Annotated in this window: 19 protein-coding genes; 12 read left to right on the top strand and 7 right to left on the bottom strand. The window is 45.1% G+C overall.

All coding sequences use genetic code 11. The features are described 5' to 3' along the window. The first annotated feature begins 40 nt into the window (after nucleotides 1-40). The 8 genes from KOD92_RS23570 (at nucleotide 41) to KOD92_RS23535 (ending at nucleotide 10,123) form a co-directional block, all read left to right on the top strand. A complete protein-coding gene (locus tag KOD92_RS23570) occupies nucleotides 41-1,375 on the top strand; it encodes an APC family permease (RefSeq protein ID WP_215236078.1) in 1,335 nt (444 codons plus the stop codon). A 25-nt stretch (nucleotides 1,376-1,400) separates the two neighbouring features. After that, on the top strand, nucleotides 1,401-3,821 hold the full coding sequence (locus tag KOD92_RS23565; RefSeq protein ID WP_215236077.1) for a TonB-dependent receptor plug domain-containing protein: 2,421 nt from the start codon (nucleotides 1,401-1,403) through the stop codon (nucleotides 3,819-3,821). Nucleotides 3,822-3,964: 143 nt separating this feature from the next. Beyond that, the gene (locus KOD92_RS23560) at nucleotides 3,965-5,713 is read left to right on the top strand and encodes a tetratricopeptide repeat protein (protein WP_215236076.1); all 1,749 of its coding nucleotides are present in this window, start codon (nucleotides 3,965-3,967) and stop codon (nucleotides 5,711-5,713) included. After that, the gene (locus tag KOD92_RS23555) at nucleotides 5,703-6,545 is read left to right on the top strand and encodes a DUF4292 domain-containing protein (protein ID WP_215236075.1); all 843 of its coding nucleotides are present in this window, start codon (nucleotides 5,703-5,705) and stop codon (nucleotides 6,543-6,545) included. The genes KOD92_RS23560 and KOD92_RS23555 overlap by 11 nt, the downstream gene beginning before the upstream one ends. Before the next feature lie 103 nt (nucleotides 6,546-6,648). Next, complete coding sequence (locus tag KOD92_RS23550) at nucleotides 6,649-7,947, top strand: murein hydrolase activator EnvC family protein (protein WP_229254812.1); 1,299 nt, start codon at nucleotides 6,649-6,651, stop codon at nucleotides 7,945-7,947. A gap of 279 nt (nucleotides 7,948-8,226) precedes the next feature. Further along, nucleotides 8,227-9,045: a 3-methyl-2-oxobutanoate hydroxymethyltransferase gene (gene panB / locus KOD92_RS23545; protein ID WP_215236073.1), complete on the top strand. Its 819-nt coding sequence runs from the start codon at nucleotides 8,227-8,229 to the stop codon at nucleotides 9,043-9,045. 27 nt (nucleotides 9,046-9,072) lie between these two features. Continuing rightward, nucleotides 9,073-9,804, top strand: coding sequence for an RluA family pseudouridine synthase (locus KOD92_RS23540; RefSeq protein ID WP_215236072.1), 732 nt, complete (start codon nucleotides 9,073-9,075; stop codon nucleotides 9,802-9,804). A 4-nt stretch (nucleotides 9,805-9,808) separates the two neighbouring features. Next, entirely contained in the window at nucleotides 9,809-10,123 is a 315-nt protein-coding gene (locus tag KOD92_RS23535; protein ID WP_215236071.1) for a DUF6787 family protein, read from the top strand. A 9-nt stretch (nucleotides 10,124-10,132) separates the two neighbouring features. Here KOD92_RS23535 and KOD92_RS23530 read toward each other — a convergent pair whose 3' ends face one another. The 3 genes from KOD92_RS23530 to KOD92_RS23520 are packed head-to-tail and all read right to left on the bottom strand — an operon-like array spanning nucleotide 10,133 to nucleotide 15,811. Beyond that, the gene (locus KOD92_RS23530; RefSeq protein WP_215236070.1) at nucleotides 10,133-12,466 is read right to left on the bottom strand and encodes a CehA/McbA family metallohydrolase; all 2,334 of its coding nucleotides are present in this window, start codon (nucleotides 12,464-12,466) and stop codon (nucleotides 10,133-10,135) included. Nucleotide 12,467: 1 nt separating this feature from the next. Further along, complete coding sequence (locus tag KOD92_RS23525) at nucleotides 12,468-13,898, bottom strand: DUF5723 family protein (RefSeq protein WP_229254811.1); 1,431 nt, start codon at nucleotides 13,896-13,898, stop codon at nucleotides 12,468-12,470. Beyond that, nucleotides 13,895-15,811, bottom strand: coding sequence for a RecQ family ATP-dependent DNA helicase (locus KOD92_RS23520; protein ID WP_215236069.1), 1,917 nt, complete (start codon nucleotides 15,809-15,811; stop codon nucleotides 13,895-13,897). Before KOD92_RS23520 ends, KOD92_RS23525 begins: the two co-directional genes overlap by 4 nt. A gap of 116 nt (nucleotides 15,812-15,927) precedes the next feature. On the opposite strand from KOD92_RS23520, the gene KOD92_RS23515 reads away from it, so the two are divergent. Further along, the gene (locus tag KOD92_RS23515) at nucleotides 15,928-17,202 is read left to right on the top strand and encodes a D-alanyl-D-alanine carboxypeptidase/D-alanyl-D-alanine-endopeptidase (RefSeq protein ID WP_215236068.1); all 1,275 of its coding nucleotides are present in this window, start codon (nucleotides 15,928-15,930) and stop codon (nucleotides 17,200-17,202) included. Nucleotide 17,203: 1 nt separating this feature from the next. Here KOD92_RS23515 and KOD92_RS23510 read toward each other — a convergent pair whose 3' ends face one another. Then, the gene (locus tag KOD92_RS23510; RefSeq protein WP_215236067.1) at nucleotides 17,204-18,904 is read right to left on the bottom strand and encodes a hypothetical protein; all 1,701 of its coding nucleotides are present in this window, start codon (nucleotides 18,902-18,904) and stop codon (nucleotides 17,204-17,206) included. A 4-nt stretch (nucleotides 18,905-18,908) separates the two neighbouring features. After that, complete coding sequence (locus KOD92_RS23505; protein WP_215236066.1) at nucleotides 18,909-19,922, bottom strand: toxin-antitoxin system YwqK family antitoxin; 1,014 nt, start codon at nucleotides 19,920-19,922, stop codon at nucleotides 18,909-18,911. 96 nt (nucleotides 19,923-20,018) lie between these two features. Here KOD92_RS23505 and KOD92_RS23500 point away from each other — a divergent pair, with 96 nt between their 5' ends. Both KOD92_RS23500 and KOD92_RS23495 read left to right on the top strand, forming a co-directional pair. After that, nucleotides 20,019-20,960, top strand: coding sequence for a GDP-L-fucose synthase family protein (locus tag KOD92_RS23500; protein ID WP_215236065.1), 942 nt, complete (start codon nucleotides 20,019-20,021; stop codon nucleotides 20,958-20,960). Nucleotides 20,961-21,145: 185 nt separating this feature from the next. Continuing rightward, the gene (locus KOD92_RS23495; protein ID WP_015813234.1) at nucleotides 21,146-21,619 is read left to right on the top strand and encodes an Lrp/AsnC family transcriptional regulator; all 474 of its coding nucleotides are present in this window, start codon (nucleotides 21,146-21,148) and stop codon (nucleotides 21,617-21,619) included. A gap of 72 nt (nucleotides 21,620-21,691) precedes the next feature. Here the strand turns inward: KOD92_RS23495 and KOD92_RS23490 are convergent, their stop codons facing one another. Together KOD92_RS23490 and KOD92_RS23485 are read right to left on the bottom strand one after the other, a co-directional pair. Beyond that, entirely contained in the window at nucleotides 21,692-23,188 is a 1,497-nt protein-coding gene (locus tag KOD92_RS23490; RefSeq protein WP_215236064.1) for a DUF4301 family protein, read from the bottom strand. An 87-nt stretch (nucleotides 23,189-23,275) separates the two neighbouring features. Then, nucleotides 23,276-25,567, bottom strand: a complete 2,292-nt coding sequence (locus KOD92_RS23485; protein ID WP_215236063.1) for an ATP-dependent helicase — start codon at nucleotides 25,565-25,567, stop codon at nucleotides 23,276-23,278. Between the two features lie 176 nt (nucleotides 25,568-25,743). On the opposite strand from KOD92_RS23485, the gene KOD92_RS23480 reads away from it, so the two are divergent. After that, complete coding sequence (locus KOD92_RS23480) at nucleotides 25,744-26,088, top strand: hypothetical protein (RefSeq protein ID WP_215236062.1); 345 nt, start codon at nucleotides 25,744-25,746, stop codon at nucleotides 26,086-26,088. Nucleotides 26,089-26,227 lie beyond the last annotated feature (139 nt).

Raw genomic sequence — 26,227 nt, 5'->3', positions numbered from 1 at the left:
TTTTCATATTTTCGAAAAGTACAATCCTTCACTTCCAAAAATGACACAACCGGCTGCCAAAAACGGACTATTGAAAATTCTGGGAGTTGGTTTTGGCATCGCGGTAACCGTGGGCGGCACAATCGGGACCGGCATTCTCCGGAAACCCGGCCCGATCGCGGAGCAACTTGGCGAACCGTGGCTGATCATGGCCCTTTGGGCAGCTGTAAGTTTGTACGCGTTTTTGGGAACGCTTTGCACGATCGAACTCGGCACTTCTGTCCCGAAAGCGGGCGCCTGGTACGTGTATGCACAACGTGCATTTGGCAACTATGCTGGCTTTGTGGTCGGGATCAATAGCTGGCTCGGAACCTGCTCTGCGCTTGGTTTTGGTGTGTATACCATGAGCGAATACCTGGCGCTCCTCATCCCGGAGTTAGGTGGTTCAGAACCTTATGTCGCTGCTGTTATTTTATTGGTACTCAGCGGCATTCACTGGATCGGACTGGCACTTGCGAGTAGTTTTCAGAACATTATGAGTGTTTTGAAGGGAATCGGACTTTTCGTTTTTGTGGCGGTTTGCTATATCTATGGGGATGAAGTTTCGGCTGAACAAATGCAGAGTACCACCAGTCAGATTCTGGCGACAGGCAGCTGGATCGCGCCGGTTATCTTCTCGCTTCAAGCGATTTTTTACACTTATGACGGCTGGTATACAGCAGCATATTTCTCGGAAGAAGATAAAGATCCTTCCAAAAATCTACCCAAATCCATGATTGGCGGCATTCTACTGATCATCGCCATCTACCTGCTGTGCAATATGGCGATCCTGCACATTTTGCCAATGGACGAACTGGCGCAGTCGAAGCTGGCGGCGGCAGATGCGATCCGACTGATATTCGGGGAAGGTTCAGGTAAAATCGTCACGTTGTTTTTAATGATATCCATATTGGGGATTGTCAATGCGCAACTCCTATTCAACCCCCGTGTACTCTATTCCATGAGCCGCGACGGGCTGTTCCTTCCCGCCGGGACAAATGTAAACCGCGGAGGCACGCCGGCAGTTGCAATGCTGATCACCTCTGGAGTCGCTATCTTATTGATATTAATAGGAAAAGAAGCCACCGAAAAGTTGTCCGATATTGCCACTTTCTTTTTCGTACTCGGCTATACTTCGGGTTTTGCCTCCCTGCTCGCACTTCGCCGTAAAGAACCTTCGCTGCCCCGCCCATGGAAAGTGCCGCTTTACCCCGTATTACCAATCATTATGCTAATCTGCTCACTCGCATTTTTAGTGGGCGCAGTCATACAGGATTTAGGAAGTAGTCAATATGCTTTGCTTTTTTTAGTGATCAGTTATCCTGCCTATCTTTTGGTTAGGAGAGCAAACCGTTAATTGTCAGCGATATAAATAATATTCAATGCGTAAATCCATCGTCAAAATTTCCGGCATTATCCTGCTTTGTACCCTTCTTGCTGCTTTTCAGTGGGAGGAAGATTTTACAAAAATGATCTCAGGAAAACTTGAGAGATACAGGCAAACGTATCCCGTCGAGAAAGCATATCTGCATCTGGATAAACCTTATTATATGTCGGGAGACACATTATGGTATCAGGCTTACCTGGTTGAAGGCTCGCTGCACTTTGCAGATAGCGCGAGTAATTTATTATATGTTGATCTGATAGAGCAACGTACCGGTAAAAACCTGGCAGTCAAGCGAACCAGTTTGGAAGCAGGTGTCGGGAACGGGGAGATTGTGCTCGCAGACTCTATTCCTCCCGGCGCGTACACGATCCGCGCTTACACCAACTGGATGCGCAATGCAGCTGAGGATTTCTTCTTTCAAAAAAATATCTTCATTTACGATCCGGCGGGAGGTACACCCGCTCCGCTTACTGGCAAGGTGGACCTGCAATTCTTTCCTGAAGGCGGCGACCTGGTGGCGGAATCTTCTACGCGGATTGCTTTCAAGGCATTGAATACTAGTGGATTAGGTCATGATGTGAAAGGTTTTATTTTAGACCAGAATAAGGATACTATTGCTTCCTTCAAAAGCGACCATCTGGGAATGGGCAGGATACAGTTTTCGCCTAAATCCGGCGCCATCTATTCGGCATTTCTATGGGCAGAAAACGGAAATGCGAGTGAGTATCCGTTTCCGAAAGTGAAGGAGACAGGCTATACTTTAATTGCAGATAATGTTTCCAGTCCATTGAAAACCAGGATTATGGTTTACGCAAAAGTGCCTGGCAAAAGTGAGATTCCCGTGCACGTAGTCGGTCATTCCCGCGGAATAGTCGCATTTGTTGCCAAAGGTAAAATTGGTAGCAGAGGCTTGATGATCCAGGTTCCAAATGCCGACCTGCCCGACGGGATTACGCATCTGACGCTATTTGATGATGAAAACAAACCAGTTTCGGAGCGGCTTATCTTTATCGACCACGGGCACAAGCTCCGGGTAGGAATAGCGCCTTCGAAGAATGCATTCAAGCCGCGTGAAAAATCGGAAATTGAGATTACGGTGAGCGATTCTTCGGGCAGACCCATGGAAACAAATCTATCCGTCGCAATTACGGACGCGGGACAGATCCAGCAACAGCTTTACGACCAGCATATTCGTTCCTATCTGCTGCTATCTTCTGATATTAAGGGTTTTATTGAACAGCCCGGCTATTATTTTGATGAAACTAAAACAGAAAGAAAAATCCACCGGGATATCCTGATGATGACGCAGGGCTGGACGCGGTTCGGTTGGGACGACATTTTGCAAGATTCTTTACAACCTCCAAAACGGTTTCTCGAACAGGGAATTACGTTTTCCGGGGAGGTAAAAAGAAATAAAAAGCCAGTCGCTAAAACGCCCGTCTCGGTTTACCTCAGCAATGATAGCCTCAGTACATTTTTGACTGCCGACACTGACGAGCGTGGCCAGTTTTCACTCTATAACCTGATTTTTGAAGATTCGCTGAAAGTAAGAGTCCAGGGAATGAACAAAAAGAACAGCCAGAGCTTTACATTCAGGATATTTCCATTTGATCCACCAAAATTATCTGCGTCGAAAGGACCTTATTTCCCACTTACCGTCGACGGTCGCCTGCTGAATGATTTTTTGAAAAGAAATGCACAGGATCAGGAGATTGCGCGGAAAATACGGGAGAGCCGGGAGCGATTATTGCAGGAGGTGACGATCAAAGCGAAGAAGCAGGTGCCGCGCGATTCCAGGAAAATTTACGGAACAGCAGATGCATCTATCAAGGTAACTCCTGAACTGGTCGGCGGACGAACGAGTATCCTGGATATACTGGCTGGCAGAGTGGCGGGAGTTCAGGTAGTTGGATCAGGCATAAATGCTTCGGTCTACATTCGGGGTAACCGCGGGGAGCCGCAATTTGTATTGGATGGAATGCCGGTGGACAAAGATTTTGTTAGTGCGCTCAATGTGCATGATGTAGAATCTATCGACGTTTTGAAAGGCGCGTCGGCTTCGATTTTTGGAATGAGTGGTGGAAACGGCGTGATCTCGATTTTGACTAAAAGAGGAAATAGCAATTATGACTATTCGCAGGATGTGGTTCCGGGGGTATTGGTTTCTAAAATCGCAGGTTTTCATGTACCAAAAACTTTTTATTCGCCTGCCTACTCTACCGGCATTCCGCAGAATTCTAATCCTGACTATCGGTCGACGATTTTTTGGGCGCCGATGTTGAAGACCGATAAAAATGGAAAAATCAGGTTACAATACTATAATTCCGACGCTGCAACTACGGTGGACATCCGCGTTGAGGCACTGAGTGCGAATGGTATTCCGGGATTCGGGAAATCCACATATTCAGTGAATTAACAAACAAGAATACTTGAATTCCGACGTTAGTATTCTTATTTGAATAGCGTTTAAAACCAGTTCTGGTGACAAAATTGGTAACTTTGTTGTTTACACTGAAATAGCCGGTCACGTCTAGGAAACTGATGGCATCTGATTGAAATATGAAGACCGTATATTTAAAGTTAACCCTTCTGATCCTGGTGCTGGCGAATCTCTTCGTTACGCACGATTCCCTTGCCCAGCGGCGCAGTAAAGACCGGGACAAGGAGTCGGTCATCGATACCGTCGCTCTTCGAATAGAAAAGGAGTCGCTGGCGACTGAGGGCATGAAGTTCATGATGAAAGACGAGCCTGAACGCGCATTGCCACTTTTTGAAAAGCTGGTTCAGGAAAGTGCGCAGGATCCGGCCAGTCACTATCTGGTTGCAACTGCGCTGATCAAGCTTGAAAAATTCGACGAAGCGATCGCACCGGCCAAGAAAGCTTTTGACCTCAAAAAAGATAATATTTTCTACGCCCAGCAGCTGGCTGAACTCTATGCAAAACGCAGGAAATATGCGGAGGCTGCGGAAATATATGAAACGCTCGTTGCCAAAAATCCCGAAAATATCCAGTATGGTATTGAATTGGCTGCGATATATGTTTTTAACGATCAGCCCGATAAGGCAATTGAAACCTATAATGTCCTGGAAAAATCAATGGGCATTACCGAAGAAATCACGCATCAGAAACAACAACTCTATTTACGCCAGAACAACCTCGACAAAGCGCTCGCAGAAGCAAAAAAACTCATTGAAGCAGAACCTACCGAGGTAAGCTATCGTGTAGAGCTGGCCGAATTGCTGATCGCGAATGACCGGATCGTTGAGGCTGTAAAACCACTGGAAGAAGCATTGAAAATCAACCCCGACGAGGCGCAGGCGCACGTTTTGCTGGCGGATATCTATCGTCGTAACGGGGATGTTCAGAAATGTAACGAAGAATTGAAACTGGTTTTTGCCAATCCTAATCTGGATGCAGATCCTAAGATCAGGGTTTTGACGGGCTATTTGACCATGCTCAAATCGGAAGGAGAAATCAAAGACGCAGTTGCCCTCGCCAAACAGCTTTATGACACGCATCCTAATGAATCGCGCGCAAATGTGATTTATGCCGATTTGCTGGTTCGCCAGGATAAAAAGGCCGAGGCGCGGGATATGTATACCAAAGCGAGCCGCATTGATGGTTCCGTATTTCAAGTCTGGGCGGCAATTTTACAGCTCGACGGTGATCTGAATCAGGTAGATAGCATGCTCGTGCATTCGGAAAAAGCATTGGAATTGTTCCCAAACCAAGGAATGTTCTGGTATTCAAATGGTACTGCGCATTTGATGAAGAAAAATTTCAAAGAAGCGATTTCCTCTCTTGAAGAAAGCCTGAAACTGATTTCCAACAATCCTGAACTAGTACCTTATATCCACGCGCAGCTGGGCGACGCCTATAATGGACTTGGCGATCATGTGAAATCAGACGCGGCTTACGATCAGGCATTGAAAGCTAATCCCGACAATGATCACGTCCTGAACAATTACAGCTATTTCCTTTCTTTACGCAAAGAAAAACTGGACTTGGCGCTCAAAATGTCAGAAAAGCTCGTTCAGCAGCATCAAAACAATCCTACTTACCTGGATACGCACGCCTGGGTGCTATACATTCGCAAAGACTATAAAAAAGCAAAGGAGTTTCTTGAAAAAGCTATGACCGACAGTAGTACCGTAAGTGGCACGATTGTTGAGCATTATGGAGATGTTCTTTTCAAATTAGGTGAAAGGGACAATGCAGTGGCGCAGTGGAAAAGAGCGAAGAGAATGGGCGAAACCACTGAACTTCTTGACAAAAAAATAGCAACAGGTGCATTACATGAGCAATAAATTTTCTGTCGGGCTGCTGGCCATTTGTTTGATCTGGTTTTCAGCTTGTCACAAACAGCGTACTTCAAAACGTAATAAAAATAACCCCGTCGCCGATTCTACATTGACCCAGGCCACGCAACCGGTAATCGATTCTGCAACAGCAGGCACTCCGGCAAATGCTGCACCGGTAAAGATCAACGAGATCGAATTCAATTACCTTACTGCCAAATCCAAAGTTTCATTAGTCAGCAAGTCCCAGAACTTCGATAATACCAATGTCAATATCCGGATGAAAAAGGATAGTGTGATCTGGCTATCTGTAACGGGAGTTGGTTTGGAAGTCGCCAGGGGACTTATTACACGGGATTCTATTGTTTTTATGGATAAAATCCACCGGGACTATTTTGTGTTTAGTTATGAGCAATTAAGCAAACAATACAATTTCGATCTCAACTTTGATTTGCTGCAATCGATGATCATCGGAAATCTTCCGTTTGAACCTCAATCGGAGGCAAGATTTGTCAAAATGAACGAGTTTTATGTTTTAAAACAGATTGTCGACCGACTTGAAGTCGACAATTTTATCAGTGAAAGCAACCTTAAATTGTCGAGGTTAAAAGCAATCGAAGTACCTACCCAAAATGCGTTTACACTTGACTATGAAGATTTTAAAGATGTAAACAACTTTCTATTTCCCTTCACAAGCATTATCAACCTGAATGTCAAATCCTTGAAAGATCAGCAAGTGAGAGAGACGAATATGCGCATCAGGCATACCAAGGTTGAAATGCTGAATGACAGCCCCGGATTTCCATTCAGCGTGCCTTCCAGCTATAAACGCAAAAAATAAAGTCAGAAAGTCTGCTTAAATTTGCCGGCCACGAATTGTATTTTGCCTGCAAGAATCAATAAATATGCTCATTAGTTCCCCCGGTCGCCGTCGTTTACTTTTAATGTTAACGTTCATTCTCTGTTCGTTAGCCGGTGCGTACGCCCAAAAATCCAGGGAACAGCTGGAAAAGGAGAAAAGTGAGAACCAGAGCAAGATCCGCGAGATCCAGAGCATTTTAAAGCAAACTTCCTCTCAGAAAAACGTCAATCTTGGTCAATTAAAGGCGCTTAACCAGCAAATCAATACTTATAAAAAACAAATTGACCTTCTTTCCGACGATCTTGATTTGCTTAATGGTGAATTGAAAGTGCTGGAAAAAAAGCGTCAATCCCTTGATAGCAGCCTGAATGTCCTGAAAGAGGAATACGGGCACATGATCTACGAAGCTTCCAAGCGAAATGCCTATTTCAACCAGCTGGTGTTCCTGTTCTCGGCGGGTACTTTCAATCAGTTGGTTTTGCGGTATAAGTATCTCAAACAATATACAGAAGCGCGGCAGGGACAGGCCAAGGAAATTGGCGCTCTTCAGGAAAAGGTCATGAACGAGCGCAGGCGGATCACTGCGAAACAGAATCAGCAAAAAACGGTTCTGAATACGCGCGTGACCGAAAATACGAAGCTCGAAGGACTGAAAGTAAAGCAGAATGAAGTGATCCAGGAGCTTTCGCAAAAGGAAGTAGAACTGAGAAAGCAGATAGCTGAAAACAAGCGCGCTACCGATTTACTGGAAGCCAATATCCGCAGGATCGCTGAGAGGGAAAGAAGAGAACGGCTTGAACGCGAACGCCGCGAACGCGAAGAGCGGGAGGCACGCAGGAAAGCGGAACGTGAACGCCTTGCTCGGGAAAATGCGGAACGAGAGAAAAAAGGTGAAGCCGCTATTGTAGAGGCGCCGAAAGAGGAAGAGCCTGTTATTTCCAGTGGTATGAGTGAAGAAGAAACAACACTGGCTTCCTCGTTCACAGCATCCCAAGCCCGACTACCCTGGCCGGTAAAAGGCTTTGTATCAGGTCACTTCGGCCAGCGGCCACATGCAGTTTTGAAGGGTGTTATGGTTGATAATTTGGGTGTAGATATCCAGACTACCGCCGGCGAACCTGTTCGTTCCGTTTATGATGGGGTTGTATTGGATGTTACTGAAATGCCGGGAATGGGAAATGTAGTCGCTATTCAGCACGGAAATTATATGACGATTTATGCCAAAATGAATGGAGTTACCGTTCGTGCCGGGCAAAAAGTGAAAGCAAGAGAAAATATCGGCCGCGTAGCGACCGACAGCGACGGTACCTCCGAACTCCAGTTCCAGATCTGGAAAAACACCTCCCGCCTGAATCCGGAAAGCTGGCTGATAAGGAGGTAGGTCGGAATGGTGAAGAGTATCGTTAATGGTCATTTATAGTCATTGGTGGTCATTTTTATAGTCATTGGTGGTCATTTAATTGTCATTAATGGTCATTGGTAGTTAAATCAAAGAAAAATCCAGATAACACGAAACCTCCCAATCAACGCCGATCAGCTCCGAACAACACGTGACAATTAATGACAACCAATGACCACAAATGACACCCCTTGACCACCAATGCTCCAAAGCCACACTGCCCACTAAATGATTTTCCCAAAGTACCTAACCGCATAAAGCATGTCTGTTCATACACCTGATATTAAACGCGTTACCACACATACTATCCAGGAAATGAAGAACCGGGGCGAGAAGATTTCTTGTCTTACTGCTTATGATTATTCAATGGCCGGGATCGTGGATGCTGCGGGTGTAGAGCTGATTCTTGTCGGCGATTCGGCTTCTAATGTAATGGCCGGCCACGAGACTACCTTGCCAATTACCATTGACCAGATGATCTACCACGCTACTTCTGTTGTACGCGCGGTTAAAAGAGCACTGGTTGTTGTAGACCTGCCTTTTGGGTCTTATCAGGGAAATTCCAGGGAGGCATTGAATTCGGCAATACGGATCATGAAAGAATCCGGCGCCCACGCGGTGAAGCTGGAAGGCGGACTGGAAATTAAGGACTCTATCATCAGGATATTAAGCGCCGGGGTTCCGGTTATGGGGCATTTGGGATTAACACCTCAGTCGATCTATAAATTCGGTACCTACACAGTGCGTGCCAAGCAGGAAACGGAAGCAGATAAGCTGATAGAGGATGCAAAAATGCTGGAAGATGTGGGCTGTTTCTCAGTGGTTCTGGAAAAAATCCCTGCTAAACTGACCAAGAAGGTCTCCGAAAGTATATCGATCCCGACCGTGGGAATCGGTGCAGGGCCGCATGCAGATGGACAGATATTAGTGCTGCACGATCTGCTGGGAATCAATAAAGAGTTCAAACCCAGGTTCCTGCGCCGCTATGCGGATTTGAACGGCGTTATGACTGACGCAATTTCTAATTATATTAAAGACGTAAAAGGAAAATCGTTTCCAAACGAACAGGAATCATATTAACCTTTTTAAAAGTAAAGAACTATTCAAATGGCTAAAAAATCTCTTCATGTGATATATGAGGATAATCACCTCCTCATCATCAACAAAGAACCCGGTATCCTGGTCCAAGGTGACGCTACCGGCGATAAATGCCTTTTGGACATGGGAAAGGAATATATCAAGGATACATATCAAAAACCGGGAGCAGTATTTCTCGGTACTGTCCACCGCCTCGACAGGCCGGTGAGCGGGCTCGTTGTATTTGCACGCACCTCGAAAGCGCTTGAACGGATGAATGAAATTTTCCGGAAGCGTGATGTGCAAAAAACCTATTGGGCGATCGTAAAAAACAGGCCGGCCGAGAAAAAAGGTAAGCTGATACACTGGCTATCGAAAGACGAATCGCGCAATGTGACTACGGCGTACGACTACGAAGCGCCGAATACGCAACGTGCAGAACTAAGCTATCGCTGGCTGGGAGAAGTCAATAAATTTCATTTGCTGGAAGTAATGCCGATTACCGGCCGGCCGCATCAGATCCGTGTTCAGTTGGCTTCTATGAACTGCCCGATCCGTGGCGATTTGAAATATGGTTATCCAAAAGCAAACCCTGACGGAAATATCAATCTGCACGCGCGACGTCTGTATTTTGAGCATCCTGTAAAAAAAGAGCCGGTAATATGCCGCGCCGGCGTTCCTAATGACCCTTTTTGGGAGGAGTTTTTAACATTGGACAAGGAAGAAATCAAGCCGGAACATCTCGGTTTCTTACACGAATAAGTACATGATCGAAAAACTGAAACAACGCTGGAATGTCAAAAACGGCTGGGATGTACTGATCATCCTGCTCGTTTTTGCCTGCACCGGTTTTTCAGTTTTGTACGTAAAAAAGGGATTGTTCGCATTAATAGGACTCACCGAAGCTTCTCCGGCCTGGCTTCGGTGGGGTGTTAATATCCTCATTATCCTACCACTATATCAGGTTATATTGTTGATCTGGGGTTGGATCTGGGGGAAATTTTCGTTTTTCTGGGAGTTTGAAAAACGTATGTTCAGCAGGATCGGGAGTTTGTTTAAAAAGAAGCGGGCCGAGGTGTAGGCTGTATTCCTATTTGTTTCCCGTTTCTATTAATTTCCTGTAAATTCCTCTCGCATTGTCATAAGCCGCATTCGCCGCCTGTTTCTCTTCTTTGCGGATACTTGGTTCCTTCATTTTCCAGCATTGTTCCAAAGCCGCTAGGCACCACTCTGCGCTTTTGCTTTCCGCAATTGGGTTATTACCAATTTTTATAAAAACAGGATTTGAATGCGAACTTGGAAAAATGCGCAGTGCTACCCAGGATGATTTTTCAAGCTTATAATCAAATTTTACATCCCTGATTTCCCCGTCGGCCGCTACCTCGGTATTATCCGCCACCTCTCCATTTACAATCAGCTCCACCCGCACATTGCGTGATTTCTGAATGCGGGCCCTTTCAATATCCCAAAATGGTCTTACTTCCAGTGGCGTTTTGGCGATCACCTCACCTACACTATCCTGGCTTACAGGCAAATAGGCCGCAACTTCCGCAGTAACAGCGATACCAGCGCCGTTTTTAAGCTGCAATTCACTGTTTCCAGTTCCGGCCAGTTTTCCATTTACTGCAAAATCCAGGATGTGCGATTTTCCATCGGAAACATAACTTCTCCCCTTTTTGAGCGCGTCGACGTAACCGTCGTAAGTCATCGGCCCGTCGGTTTTAAAATAGCTTCTGGCCTGCCCTACCCGCGCGTCGGTAATGCAGGGAAAGTCCGTTTCACCGCTGAGCCTGGGTGTAAAGCCGCAATTGAGTGTGTGGTAGTACATATTCAGCTCCCACGGAGCAGGCGTATCGCCCGCACTGAAAAAGTCGACAAGATTTTGAGTGATGGTAACAATGTATTCATTGGCGCCAATACCATCCATTTTTGGTAAAATATAGTTTGGTATCTTATTAACCGGCTGCACAGGTTCGAGTCCCCAGCCGGAATGCGCGTAACCAGTAACACCGCCCTGTTCTTTGGCCCAGGATAAAACCGGCGCAGTCCAGCTCGGCCAGTCTTCAATCACTTTGGTATTAGGGTAATCATCTTCTTTTATCCTCAGCAAAACAATATGCCCCGCGTGCGACGAAGGAAATCCGGAAACTTCCACATCATTCCGCATGGTATTGGTTTTGCCGGAAAGCGGGTGGTCTTGGCCGGTAAAGAACGTTTTCTGTCGGTACCAGCTCGGCGCCCAAGCCAGATTCGCAGCCATATTGAGGTCTTCTCCCAAAACCTGCCGGAACATATCTTTGGGATCTACACCCTCCTCGGGACTGTCGTAGTGACTGCATCCTGCGGCGTGAATATGGTGATCGGCGCTGTACCAGCCCAGTTTTGAGAGCTGTATCCAGCGTTTCAAATCGAAACTAATATCAAATGTCGTTTTGTCTTCTGGGACGGTAACTTCCTTAATCTGAGGAATATACTCCGGTCCGCGGGTGTATGTGATACGGTACGTACCAGCAGGAAGTTGCACGTGCTCACCGTCTTTCCGGTAGATCTGGGGTTGGAAAAAGAAGTCGGGATATTCGTCAAATGCGGCTACTCGGCGAGATTGCAGCGGGTAATATCTTTTGAATTTACCCGTTGAAAGCACTTTTGAATCGGCAATAATAAAAGAAGCCATCGCCGGACTTCCGTCTGAATCGCGAATACGGAAATTGACAGTAACTGCCGGTTTTGCATTAAATAATATATGTGTAGAATTTCGGAAACCAAGATCCTGGCTCCCCTGCCCAACATGAAAAGCAATTTCCGCCTCCCGCTTTCCGGCATCTTTACAATAGATCTGAACAACCGCATATTCAAGTTTAAGACCAGAAAGATTAGCTTGTAGCGGCCGGTTGGTGTACATCTGGACTTCCAGAAAACGGTTTGCAACCTGCCCGGGTGTGAGTTTATGTTCTTCCTTTACCCGATGTTCAAAGGACGGAGAATGAAATGGTTTGGCTGCATTCGGACTTTCTACTTCGAGCTTTGCGGTAATGCCGGCGTCATTATTGATCCGTACCAGAAAACTTGTCCACCCGTTCTGGATCAGCTCTGCCTTTGCCGCACCGCGTTCCACTTTTACCCGGCCTTCGGGATTGATATCGATGATATTCAGGCAATAGGGATCGAATATTTCCTGAATACCTTTTACGGTTTCCGCTGATAATGGCTTGTTTTCCAGCACCTTTAACTTTTGCAGATCACCATCTGCCAGTGGATTTCCGGAAAATGTCAGTGCATCCCGGAGTCGCATTGCCTGCGATAAAAGCGGCTGAGGCTCTACCGCACTTTGCTTGTGATCAGCTGCATGATGGTGTTCGTGCTGCGCAAAAAGCACGACAGAAAATAGCAGTTGAAAAACGAGTGCGATAAAAGTCTTCTGCATATCAATCTTTATCCTTTTTTCTGTTCAATTTCCAGGCGCTGAACCCTAAGTAGACCATACTCCCTCTCGCTCCTCCCCTTTTCCAAAGTCCGTTTACACTACTCAGCCCCAGAAAGATCGGTCCAAAATGCCCCACAGCTCCGATCGAAGGCCGATTATTTCCTTCAATGAATGAGATAGGGAATGCGAAATCGGAATCCTCATCTTCAAAACGCGGCGTGATCGTGAAAGCATTTGGCTGATAAATATCCAAAAGCTCGCCTGACCGTTCTTGAAATCGTTTTGTTTGAGAAAGGTTAAGAAAGAAACCTTTTACTAATTGAAGATCCACTTCCAAATGCAAAGCCTGCGGCAATCTCACGCTTTTATTAAAAGTTGTGTCAGAAGTTGAGGGATAAAGGCTCATAAAACCTTCGGTACCTCTGTCACTGATCGTTTCCAGCTCGGTTTGGCCAATTACTGCCTGCGCCTGCTGACCTCTCGAAACTTTTGAATCATTGGTATTGTAGCGGATTGAGCCAATATCTGTCAGCGAAGCGCCGAGCCGAATAAGGTATTCCGGGCTTTCGTCATACACTTCTTTTGATTTCCCCCAATAAGAACCCAGTTCATAGCTGAAACCAAGATCGTAACCCCAGCCTGATCCATATTTGTCTGAATTAAATAAGCTGCCCAGCGAAACGCCGCGGTTTGGTGTGCTGTAACCGGTTTCATAGCCGAAGTTATTGACAGTTAGCTCACTTATATCAAGATTAGTTGCGAGTTGCTGAATGGAAAAGTTTTCGACATTGGCAGACAAATACCCTACTCTCGCACCAAAAACCCGCTTAACCGTACCGCCGATCCGCACCTTATGTGACTCTAAATCAAGCAGCTGCACGCCATAAGAAACACTTACATCCGAAAAACTTTGCTGAATAAGGCTAAAATCTCCCCAGGCTTCATTATTGACTGCCGGCGTACTTCCAGTATCCAATCTATGGAAATACAAATTGCGCACAGCATCGGGAAAATGGTTCGCCATCGCGTAACCTCTCGTGCGAAATGACAATGCGAGTCCCTGGTATTTACCCAGAGAAATCATAGCCGAGGGCCAGCGGATTTCACTTGCCAGGTGAATCGGATCTTCGTAAGAAAGTGAGCCCATTGTCCTCGACCGACCATATAATTCTTTGGTTGAATGCGGCGCAAGAAGCGGGTATAACAGTGAATTTTCACCCAAAAACCTGAAATACCTGTAATTAATGCTCCCGCCGATGGTCCCGATGTTGATCTGCCACTTATGTTTCGGCCCGCCCAGTACCGACGGGTTGTAGGTGGCGCGGTACAATCCGCCGTAATTACTTTTGTCGAGACCTGGAATTTGTTGGGCAAAGCTGCCTGTTGCGAAGAATGCGGAGAATAGTGCTGAGTAAAGTGCTGATTTTTTCAATGTTGAGATTTGTTTGTAATGTTCAGTTTTCCGGAAGAATCGTAAAGTAATAGCTCTTGTCCGATCAACTCCCGTAGTGTTTGTATTAGTAAATTTTCATCTGTATGCTCAAAAGCCTGACCCAATGCGACAGGGGCCAATGCGCCTTCCTTTTTGATATATTCTATAATTTGCCCGGCCAGATTCGCTTCGGTCGTTTCGTTTTTTTTCTTTTTTAAACAAATATCACAGATCCCGCACTCTTCCGCGTCGAACTCGTTGAAATATTCCAGCAATAATAACGTCCGGCAAATGCGGGTGTGCGACGCATATCTGGCAACTGCCTGGGCCTTCGTTAAATCCCGCTCCTTTTTTCGCTGTATTTCAAAGACATTGAGCGGCAGAACCGACGCTTCATATCTGGGTGTCAGGAATATAAGTTGAGGTTTGTCTTTTTTAGGCTGATAATCCACTATTTCGCGCTCGGCCAGGAATTTCAGTTTTTTGATAACTTCCGCTTCCGGGGCAAAATAGATCTGCGCCAGTTCCGTCTCCGAGATCCGCACATATTCTGTAAAAACCTCGCCGCCGTAGAGTCGCAAAATCAATTTGATAAACGAATCCATTTCCTGGTAACGTATCTGGAAGTCGTACAATTGGCGGTTATCTACCAGGAAATGTATCTTGGAAGGATCGTTAAAATTTTCGCTTAATTGAATAAAACCCTCTTCTTCAAGGAGTTTCAATGCGTAATGCGTTTCACTTGACGGTAGTCCGAATACGCCGGTAAAATCTTGAATATCAAAGCTATACCCCGCCATTTCACCCCCATTGACAGGTACCTGGTAATAATTCGCGAGCGACTGGTACACCTTCCGCAGTACTTCCATGCCCGGGTACCGCCTTTCGATATTCTTTGAAAGTTCTTCCAGCTCGATCGGACTGAAAAGTGCTACTGCGTATGCTTTTTTCTCATCGCGCCCTGCCCTGCCAGCCTCCTGGTAATAGGCTTCCAGGTTATCAGGTAAGTCGAAATGGATCACAGTACGCACATCGGGCTTGTCGATTCCCATTCCGAATGCATTGGTAGCCACCACGGCCCTGATCTGATTTCGTATCCAGGCAGTTTGCCGCTCCGACCTGTCTTTAAGCGGCAGGCCCGCGTGGTATGCTTGTGCAGAAATGCCCTTTCGGTTGAGCCAGTCGGCTATTTCCTTGGTTTTCTTCCTCGTCCGCACATAAATGATCGCCGATCCTTCTACATTTTTTAATACCTGCAATATCTTGGCTTCCTTGTTTTCTTCACCAAAAGCGGAATAGGAAAGATTAGCGCGCGCGAATGATTGTTTGAAAACGCGGGAGTTCCTCATTTCCAGCTTATCCAGAATATCAGCCCGCACTTCTTCGGTGGCCGTCGCGGTTAATGCGATCAGCGGCACGCGCGGGATCAGCTTGCGAAATTCTGAAATGAGGAGATAGGAAGGCCGGAAATCGTAACCCCAGGCAGAAATGCAATGCGCCTCGTCGATTGCGAGCAAACATACGTTCATTTGCGCCACGCGCACCTTCATAATATCTGTGCGCAATCTTTCCGGCGACACGTAAAGGAACTTGGTATTGCCGTGAATGCAGTTATCGAGGGTAATATCGATCTCATTTTTGCCCATTCCGGTGTGAATGGCGGCAGCAGAAATGTCCCGTTTTTTGAGTTGTTCTACCTGATCTTTCATCAATGCGATCAGCGGCGTTACCACAATGCAGACCCCCTCCATTGCCATTACCGGCACCTGGAAACAAACGGATTTTCCGCCTCCCGTGGGTAGCAAAACGAGGGTGTCGATGCCATTCAGGACAGTTTTAATCGCATCTTCCTGGAAGGGACGAAACGTATCATAGCCCCAAAAACGCTTTAAAATGGCATGAAGATCAATCATTCCGCAAGTTACAGTGTGTTATTCGCAAACTCAAAATTACGGTACCGGCAGCTAACCGGGCCGGTTTTAAATGCTTGAAAATATTAACTTTGTTTTCATTCATTTAAAACGGTTTCATGCGCACGCTGCTTTTCCTTATCAGTATTGTTAGCCTCTCCGGCTGTTCCGTATCGCGGTATATTAATAAGGAAATAAAAAATTCGCCGGTTCTGGGCCAGCAGCATACGGGAGTTTCTATCTCCAATCTGAGTGAGGGGAAAGAGCTGGCTTCTTACCAGAGCAACAAATATTTTACGCCTGCATCCAATACAAAGCTATTCAGTTTTTACGCAGGTTTATGTGCCCTGGGCGATTCTATTCCGGGTTTGGAATACCTTGAATGGGGAGAATTGCTGATCATTCGCGGAACAGGCGACCCTTCATTATTGCACCCTGACCTGCCTCACAGTAAGGTAATCGACTTCCTGAAAAGCCGTAAAGAACCTATTTTTTTTACCCCCTATAATTTTGAAAACAAGCGATTTGGCTCCGGCTGGGCGTGGAGCGACTATAATGATTACTACCAGGCGGAAATTACGCCAATGCCTGTTTACGGAAATATCGCCCGTTTTAAAGGAAGTGACTCGCAGCAGTTTACAGTGAGTCCCGGCAGGTGGAAATCGGCTATGGTTTTTGACAGTTTGGCTTCGGGTATCGAGCGGGAAGAATTTTATAATGTATTTCACCACTCAAAACTTGTTGTTCCTCAGGGACTTGAACAGGACGTGCCCATTCGCATGACGGATCAGCTCACTGTGCAGCTTTTGAGTGACACCTTGAAAAAAGAGATCAAGCTGATCAACATTCCGCTTGATATTGAGTTGCAAAAAATCAATAGTATCCCCTCCGATTCACTGTATGCGCGGATGATGCAGGTGAGCGACAATATGATGGCCGAGCAATTAATGCTGCTATATGCCTCAGCGAGCGGGCTCCCGCTGAATACTGAGAAAGCGATCGCACATGCAATTGAGCACCATTTGAAAGACTTACCCGATAGGCCGGTCTGGAAAGACGGGTCGGGATTGAGCAGATATAATCTCTTCACGCCCAGAAGTATCGTGGCCCTTTTGCAAAAGATTTATGTGAAAATGCCACAGGAAAAGCTCTTTAAAATCTTGCCTTCGGGCGGGCAAAGCGGGACTTTGAAGAATTTATTTAAAGACAGTACACCCTTTATTTATGCTAAAACAGGTAGCCTCAGCAACGTGTACAACCTGAGCGGATACTTAGTCACAAAAAAAGGTAAAGTACTCGTATTCAGCTTTATGAACAATGGATTTACACGACCTGGCAGCGAAGTGAGGAAAGAAGTGGAGCGGATATTGACCGGCGTACGCGATAAATTTTAAGCTATTCTTTTTCTTCCCAGGTTTTGCCGGTACAGTAAATGCGGTTCATTCCATTTGTCCGCACTAAAAGATAGATCTGATAATTTCCCGGTTCCACAGTCGCCTCGTGAAAGCTTCCATAAGCGCCTTTTGAAAAGTACATCAACCTCCGGGCTGTCGTTTTTAGGGGTACCGCAGATTGATAAGGCGGCGAAACATACGCATGTTCCTGCGATTTCAGCAAAATATAAGGACCGTCAGAATAGTCTTTTTCTGCTTTGAAAAAATGCTGAGGGAATCTGATAACGATATGATTTCCAACCTTCTCTACGATTTCTGGTGTTAGCAGGCTGTCGCACTGGATATCCAGGTTTTTCTTGTCGGGATTCCAGCCTTCCGCCAGCGGGTCACGCGATTTGTAATAGGAACGTATCTTCTCATAATGCTGCTGGTCCATTGAAAACATACTCAGACCGAGCCAATCGGCATTGTAGCGTGCATTGAATTCCTGCGCAATGGCGGCCCGGCGGTTATTCACTGCGTCGGCAAAATTGCTGTGGAGGACCACGAGGTTTAAGATGATTGTCAGCACTAAAATTCCCGGAGCAAATTTTCTAACGGTAGCTTTTGGGGTAAGTGCGAGAAATGCAAAGTACAATGCAATGCACCAGAGCGCCGAATACATGCGATACCGACCTTTGAACATTCCTTCAAAAGTGTCCGTCGGAATGCGTTTGTAGGTTAATGCAAGTGCAGTTATCCCTACTAATATTGCTATCCCAGCGGCAAATAGGGCTGTTTGATTTGCATAAGGAGCTTTCAAGAAAGTCGAATCCCAGAGTTTGCTGAATTCTTTTCGATAAAGGAAAATGAGCAGACCAATGAACAGCATTCCAAATCCCGACGCCAGATATAATATAGAATAAGGCGTATTATAGGCATTGAGAGTGGCTATTGAACCGATAAATCCAAAAAAACCAAAGAAGCCTTCGTGAAGCTGCTTTGGGTTAGAAATGTCGAGATTTTGAGTAATTGGCGTGAAATCGATAAAATAAACGACCGCGACGACCAGAGTAGTAATCAATGTGATTAAAAACTGCTTTCTGTATCCCGTTAGCAGGTAAATCAAACCTATCACCGGAAAAACCATTAACCCATTTCCATAAGTGAATGTGGCAGCGAGCGCGAAAAGTAAGGCGGCTACTATCTTTTTTGGATGAAATGCGGCAAAATAAAGGGCTGAGAGAAAGAAAAGGATTACGCCGAAATTGCATAGCGAACTAACGCCCCAGAATATATTTTCAAAAGATTGGATATTGAACCATAGCCACAAAACCGGAACGAAGTACCATATTGAAATACGGAGCTTGCTAAATGCGCGATAAAAGACAAATGCGCAAAGCGCCCAGCAGATATTGGCGATGATCATCGGCCAAACGAGGTTGACTTCACCAAATATCCCGTAAAGCAGGAGAATTACAGAGCGGGAGAAAACAAGGCGGTGTTCGGGAAATAAGTCTGTGAGTAGCTTCCAGCGTTCCAGCAGATTAGCATCGCCGAATGGGGGAATGACGCCTAGAATAGTAATGTCGTCGAAAGCTACATAATTGACATTCAGCGCAATTGCCTTAAATACCCAAACATAAATGACGACAGGAGCAATGCAAAACAATAATAAAAGCCAGGTTTTTTCCCTGGCCAAACGTAGGAGAGATTCGAGCATAAATTTAATTTTCGGTTTCCTCTTCGGCCGAAGCGCGGGGATCCTTTGTGTAATCGTAAAGCAGCTTGCCCTTATCGTCCCACTCCCTCAAAACAAAAGGCTCAAAATCTTCTTCCCAACTTGTTTTGGGATATTGTATCTCTTTTTTCCGCTGTCTGCGAAACTGGTAATATTCAATCCAGCGGCCTACTTTTTTGCCGTCGTCGTATTTACCATTGGCCATTAACTGGCCTTCTTTATAAAATTGCAAAAACTCTCCTTCCACTTCGCCGAATGCAACCGGCACTACTTCTTTAATCTGCGTATGTGCTGAATCATAGTAAGTTATGCGGGATTCGGCGGGGAAACCTTTATCCCAGACTGACTTATCTATTAAATTATATTTCGCATCATATTTCACCCAGCGACCATCCTTCACGCCCATGAAATAATATCCTTCTTCAATCAAATTTTCACCATTATACTTTTTATATGAACCGTGAAGCGGCAGCGCCTGGTCTTTTTTCTGGATTACGGCCGAGCTCAGCTTCTTGCCTTTTTTATCGTACCAGCGGGTTTCGGTAGCGCGGGCATAGGGGCTGATCGGCTGATATTCCTTCAATACATGAAACGATTCGACTGTCGCACGGTCGCCGCTACCGTATTTCACCGACATACTTTGCATTGGAACACCTTTATATTGCACTTTTGCAAGCTTGGACCTCTCCTTTTTCGCCTTGCGGTCGGACTTCTGGCTCTTGTATTCCTTTACCCGTAAGCCTAGGTCAGGAATAGTTTCTCCAAAAAGTGTCGAGAGGCTTGTTGTTTTCCCTTTATCACCTGGTAATGAGGCTCCTACTACCGGATCAAGGCCCGAAATAAATGAACTAAGTCCGGTTGGCCGGCTCGCTGTGTCCTTTTTTACTGTCTCTTTTGGAAGCCAGGCAGGCGGCGTAGCATCCTTTTGAACGGACTGAGCATATCCCCCCTCTATCAGACAACACGAAATTAGGCTACAAATCAGAACGATTCTTTGCATGAGAATTGGATTTTTCTTACGAGCAAGATTGTTACTTTTGTAACGAATTGATTTTTTCTATATTGATATTCAACGTACAAATTTAAAAAAAACACCGTGGAAAAAAGCGCAAAAATTTATATCGCCGGGCACAGAGGAATGGTAGGTTCTGCCATACATAGAAAATTGGTTAGCGAAGGCTTCACTAATCTGGTGCTAAAAACCTCTTCCGAGCTTGATCTGCGCGATCAGAGTGCAGTTAGGTCTTTCTTCGAAACGGAGCGTCCGGAATATATTTTTCTTGCTGCCGCAAAAGTAGGTGGTATCCTGGCCAATAACATTTATCGCGCCGAGTTTTTACATGATAACCTGTTGATCCAGAATAATGTAATCGATAGTGCGTACCGTTCCGGCGCGACAAAGCTGATGTTCCTGGGTTCCAGCTGTATTTATCCAAAACTGGCCCCACAGCCGCTACGCGAAGATTCTCTGCTGACAGGATTGCTGGAACCAACCAATGAACCTTATGCGATTGCGAAGATCGCGGGTATTAAAATGTGTGAAGCTTACCGCGCTCAGTACGGTTGCAATTTTATCTCGGTAATGCCCACAAACCTGTATGGTCCGAACGACAATTACGACCTGAACAACTCACACGTATTGCCGGCGATGATCCGGAAATTCCACGAAGCGAAGGAAGAAAACAGGCCTGCTGTTGAGCTTTGGGGCACAGGATCGCCTTTGAGAGAATTTCTGCACGCCGATGATCTCGCGGATGCCTGCTACTTTTTAATGCAGAATTACAATGAGCCGGGCTTTGTAAATGTAGGTGTAGGTGCGGACGTGACGATCAAATCTCTGGCTGAAATGATCAGGGATATTGTTGGTTATGATGGTGGTATTAACTGGAATACCGACAAACCTGATGGCACGCCGAGAAAGCTGATGGACGTGGGCAAATTGCATGGTTTGGGATGGAAACATCGGATAGAACTGGAAGACGGGATCCGTGTAACTTACCAGGATTTCCTGCAAAAAAGAGAAACGTATGCAGTCTAAATCGATAGCCGGCAATGCGTTTAAAACATTGGGAGCCTAATATTTAAGTACTAAAATCTATTTTGACCTACGATAATTCTTTTTTTTGACAAATTTCCAATATAAAATTATAAGAATCTTCGGGAATCTAATTAGTTTTGCATCGTCCCAAAAAGGGGCCTTTTTAAAACCTTAGTCAGAGAGAAATGTCGGCCATTATTAAGTTAGACCAGATAGACCGTAAAGTACTGGAGATCCTTCAAACGAACGCAAAAATAACCAACGCACAACTATCGAAAGAAATAGGGCTGTCCCCTGCTCCGACTTTGGAGCGCGTGAAAAAGCTGGAACAGTCGGGCATTATAAAGAGCTACCACGCTCAGCTTGAACCTGAGAAAGTGGGCTTGGGTGTAAGTACCTTTGTTCAGATTTCATTGGTAGGGCACCGTAAGGCTGTGACGGAATCGTTTGTTGAAAAGATCCACGCAATCCCAGAAGTAATTGAATGCCACCATATTACAGGTACAGGTGACTTTTTATTGAGAGTTATCTCGAAAGATATCAGTACTTATCAAAAACTGATGCTTGAAAAGATCAATGAAATTGAAGAGGTAGCAAGTACTCAGACGATGGTAATCCTGTCTACTTTTAAAGAAAGCAAAGTATTACCTATACCTTAATCATATTTCGTCAGGACATTAAAAACCGCAGAATATCCTTCTGCGGTTTTTTTGTTTTTTAAATGTTCGCCACTATTGATGTTGCTCTCTCAGCAAATCATTCACCGTTTTTACGGGATTGAAAGTGATCAGGGGAACTTCTACAAACAGGGTATTCCAATCTGCCATGGATCCATTCCACAAACCTGGTAACTCCTGGGCTTTCAGGTCTTTACCATCTTTTGATTTGGCAGTAATGAAACCTGTAAGCGGGTCACGGAATTTTTTCAAATCAAATAATTCTCCTTTATAATTCTTCACGCCACACACCAGATCGACCGGATTAAAGTGTGTCGAGTTTTTAAAAATATCGTTTTGAGACGAATCATCTAAGTCTACCTGCGCAGATTCTACGATTTGCAAAGACGAAGAACCGTCTGCATTCTCGGCCCAGAAAGGTCCGCCGCCGGGCTCACCCTGGTTCTTCACCATTCCGCAAGCTCTCAAAGGACGATCCAGTTTTTGAACAAAATATTCTTTTCTCTTTTTATCGTCCCACAAATCGAAACCAGCAGGCGGAATCACACAAAGCTCCTTTTTGAAAAAAGTATCGACTTCTGATAAAATGCTAAAATCAGTGTCTACTTGAAGTTTTTCAAGATAGGTGAATATCTTTTTCTGGTATTTGAGAACTATTCCCGCCAGCGCCTTTTTGTATTGAATTGTATCTGCCTTTATTCTGTCAGGCACTACATTATCTATATTTTTAATAAAAATAATATCTGCATCCAGTTGGGCTAAATTCTCAAGCAACGCGCCGTGACCTGCGGGGCGGAACAAAAGCGAACCATCTTTTTCGCGGAAAGGCGAATTATCCAGGTTAACCGCAATAGTATCCGTTGCACTTTTTTGCTCTGAAAATGAAACAATATACCTCACGCCAAATTCGCTCTGGTAACTTGGCAGCACTTCTACGACCAGTTTTTCAAATTTGTCGCGATGTTCGGGTGAAACTGTGAAGTGGATCTGGACATTGCTGCCCGCATTCGCATATTTCGCACCTTCCACCAAATGTTCTTCCAGAGGCGTTCTTGACCGATCGGGATAATTATGGAATTTCAATAAACCTTTGGGTAACTCCCCGTAACCCAGCCCTTTAGTAGTCAGGAAATAAGATGCGATCGTAGTTTCGTCCGCAGAAGTAATATCATAACCATCTGATAATAGTGACGCTTTTAAATCTTCGTAAAAAGCAAAGTCGGGGAGCTTTACAAAGAATTCATCCACTGATTTATCTCTTTTCCCTTCTTGCAGAAAGCTGAAAAGTGATTTGAACATTCGGGTGGCCGCGCCGGATGCGGGTACAAATTTCAACAAAGCCACTTCGCCGTCAGCTGCTTTTTTGTCAAAATCACTGATCACTTCTGAAATTTCTGTGTCTGTAAGTCTTATAATTCCGTCACCAACTGTCGCCGCTTTTGACAGCTGGAGAAATGGAAAACCATTAACAAAATATCCAACCTGCTCTTCCACAGTGCCGATATCACTTCCTCGCTCCTTTATTTGCGTTATATCTTTTTCAATGAACATACTTTAGTTGTTTAATCAGTGAAGTTTTAGGGTAAGACTAGTTATATAAAAGCGAGCCGGGAACACGCTATAACTATGGATACCGATTTATTTAAGTATCCTCAATTTGGCAAAACTAAGCAGCAAGGTTTTCTCACCTACGAGATCAAATTTGACCGTCGCTTTCCTGTCGGTTCCATTCACATCCATTTTAGTCACAGTCCCGAATCCAAACTTCAAATGTTCCACCTTATCTCCTTCTGTAAGGTCAAAAGTATCGCTGGGCACAAAATCCGGAGAAGGGGAATGCGCGGGGCCCGGCGATGTTGCTACCGGAGCAGCGGGCTTGCGAAGATTTCTTGCAAAATTGGTGATCGGCGGCGGCCCGGAATCACGCGCTGTGGCAGTTTGGACCATTTTTGAAACATTCAGAAAACGCTGGTCGACTTCCAGTAAGAACCGGCTTGGCTCACAAAGCTTAATGCGTCCCCATTGATAGCGGCTCTCCGCATAAGAAAAAGTCAGTTTCTTCTCAGCGCGCGTAATCGCAACATAAAATAGGCGCCTTTCTTCTTCCAAATCCTGCCGGCTTTCCAGCATCATCTGACTCGGGAAAAGATCTTCCTCCAAACCAACTATGAATACATTCCTGAATTCCAGACCCTTAGCGGAGTGAATAGTCATCATAGTAACCCGATCGTGATCCTCATTTTCATCCGGCTCGTCTGCATTAGTCAGCAGCGAAACGGATTGCAAGAATGCACTAAGCGATTTGTCTTCGGTTTCTTCGCTATCGACAAATTCTTTGATCCCGTTCAATAATTCCTGAACGTTTTCATACCTGGAAAGCCCTTCAACGGTCTTATCCTCGTACAGTTCTCTTAAAATTCCCGATGCTTTGGCAATATGCGCAGCAATTTCATACGCATCTTTTCCTTCTTCGACCTGGATTTTGAAGCTCTTGATCAGCGTAGCAAATTGCTCGATCGGTGATATTGTACGGCCCGAAGCGTATTTACCAATATTAGCTACTACATCCCAGATCGGCATATTGTTTTCAGAAGCCGTAACTGAAATTTTTGCAACGGTAGTGTCACCAATGCCGCGTTTGGGAAGGTTAATAATTCTTTTGAATGCTTCTTCATCGCGCTGATTGACGGTATATCGCAGGTAAGCAAGCAGGTCCTTGATTTCTTTTCTTTGGTAAAAAGACTGCCCGCCAACTATCCTGTACTTAATACCAAGCTTTCTGAGTGCTTCTTCAAAGGACCGGGACTGCGCGTTGGTACGGTACAAAATGGCGAAATTCTCATTTCGCAGCGCTTTTTGCATTTTCTCTTCAAAAATAGCTGTCGCCACAAGCCGGCCTTCCTCATTATCAGAATTGGCCTTGATCACATCTATTAATGAACCTTCTTCATTTTGGGTAAATGTCTTTTTCTCCAGCTGCGCCTTATTTCTCGCAATAACCGAGTTAGCCGCTTCAACGATAGTGCTGGTAGAACGATAGTTTTGCTCTAACTTAATCGTCTGGACATCAGGGAAATCCTTCTCAAAATTCAGGATATTCTCAATATTGGCGCCACGAAATGCATAAATACTCTGCGCATCGTCTCCTACCACGACAATATTCCTGTGAACCGCTGAAAGCTTCCTCGTGATCAGGTATTGGGAAACGTTGGTATCCTGAAACTCATCCACCATCACGTGCTCGAATTTGTGCTGGTACTTATATAGTACATCCGGAAAATCCCTGAAAAGCACATTAGTATTGAAAAGCAGATCATCGAAATCCATTGCATTCGCCTGAAAGCAGCGGGTTGCGTACGTTTTGTACAGCTTCCCGATCTCTTTCATTTTGGCAGCGTCGTCGTCTGCCTGGATCACCGCATTGTTAATGTAATCATCCGCAGAGATCAGGCGGTTTTTAGCTCCTGAGATCCTATTGAAAACCACATTTGCTTTGTAAACCTTGTCATCCAGGTTATATTCTTTGATGATACTTCTTAATAAGGACTTGGAATCGTCGGTATCATATATAGAGAAGTCACTGGTATACCCCAGGTATCTTGCCTCAATCCGTAAAATCTTTGCAAAAACCGAGTGAAAAGTACCCATCCATATATTACGGGCCTCTGTCCCAACTGCACCTTCGATCCGTTGGCGCATTTCGCCGGAAGCTTTGTTGGTAAAAGTGAGGGATAATATGCGAAATGGATCCACTCCGTTGCCGATCAGGTGCGCAATGCGATAAGTAAGCACCCTTGTTTTTCCCGACCCGGCACCCGCTATGATCATTAAAGGCCCGTTTCCATGCAGCACGGCCTCCCGTTGAGGTGGATTGAGGGTGGATAAATATTCGTTCTGATTTAAAATCGTATGTTTTTCTGATTTGCTCATTGCCCTTTGCTAAAATTCAAAGTTAGGAAAAACCCTTTAATGCCTTCTTTCACTTCAACTGTAAAACCTGTAAGTTTCGAAGGTGGAAAATTTGTTCCTCGATTTAGAACGCTAATAACAGCTTATCGGTTGTCTGCAATGGTGTTGTTACACAGCATTAATATGAAAACATTATAATGGATATAGAAGATCAGCCACTGGAAGTACAGTGGGAGTTCCTGCTGGATAAGCTTGAAAGATTAGTAGGTAAAAAACCGGCCGACCTGAATGGTGTCCTTTTCCTTATAGGTGTACAGGAGCTGGGCCAGGGAGCCAAACGCTTTACCAAGGAACAGAAACAGGATCTGATGCATATTGGTATCTGTGAAGTACTGCGCCTTTCCTCCTATTATGAATTTGAATATGCCGATAAAGAAGGCTGGCCTCATTATAAACTGATACGCGCTCTTCCACCTGGTGATGTTCTAAAACAGGAAACGTTACTAAAAATGCATGTTATAGAATATTTCAAAGAACTTTAAAATAGGCTGAAATTCTTTTATTTTCATTTTCAGGGAGTTGCGTGCTTGGGTTAGAATTTTGGTAAAAATATTTTGCTTTGGGATTTGGAAGTTAAAAATAAAGCCTGCACTTTTGCACTCCCAATCGGGAACAACGGTA

Origin of the sequence: Dyadobacter linearis (genome assembly GCF_907165045.1) — a bacterium.
GTDB lineage: Bacteria > Bacteroidota > Bacteroidia > Cytophagales > Spirosomataceae > Dyadobacter > Dyadobacter linearis.
Note: the sequence above shows the minus strand (reverse complement) of the source record. Positions and strands in the feature narration are given on the sequence as shown.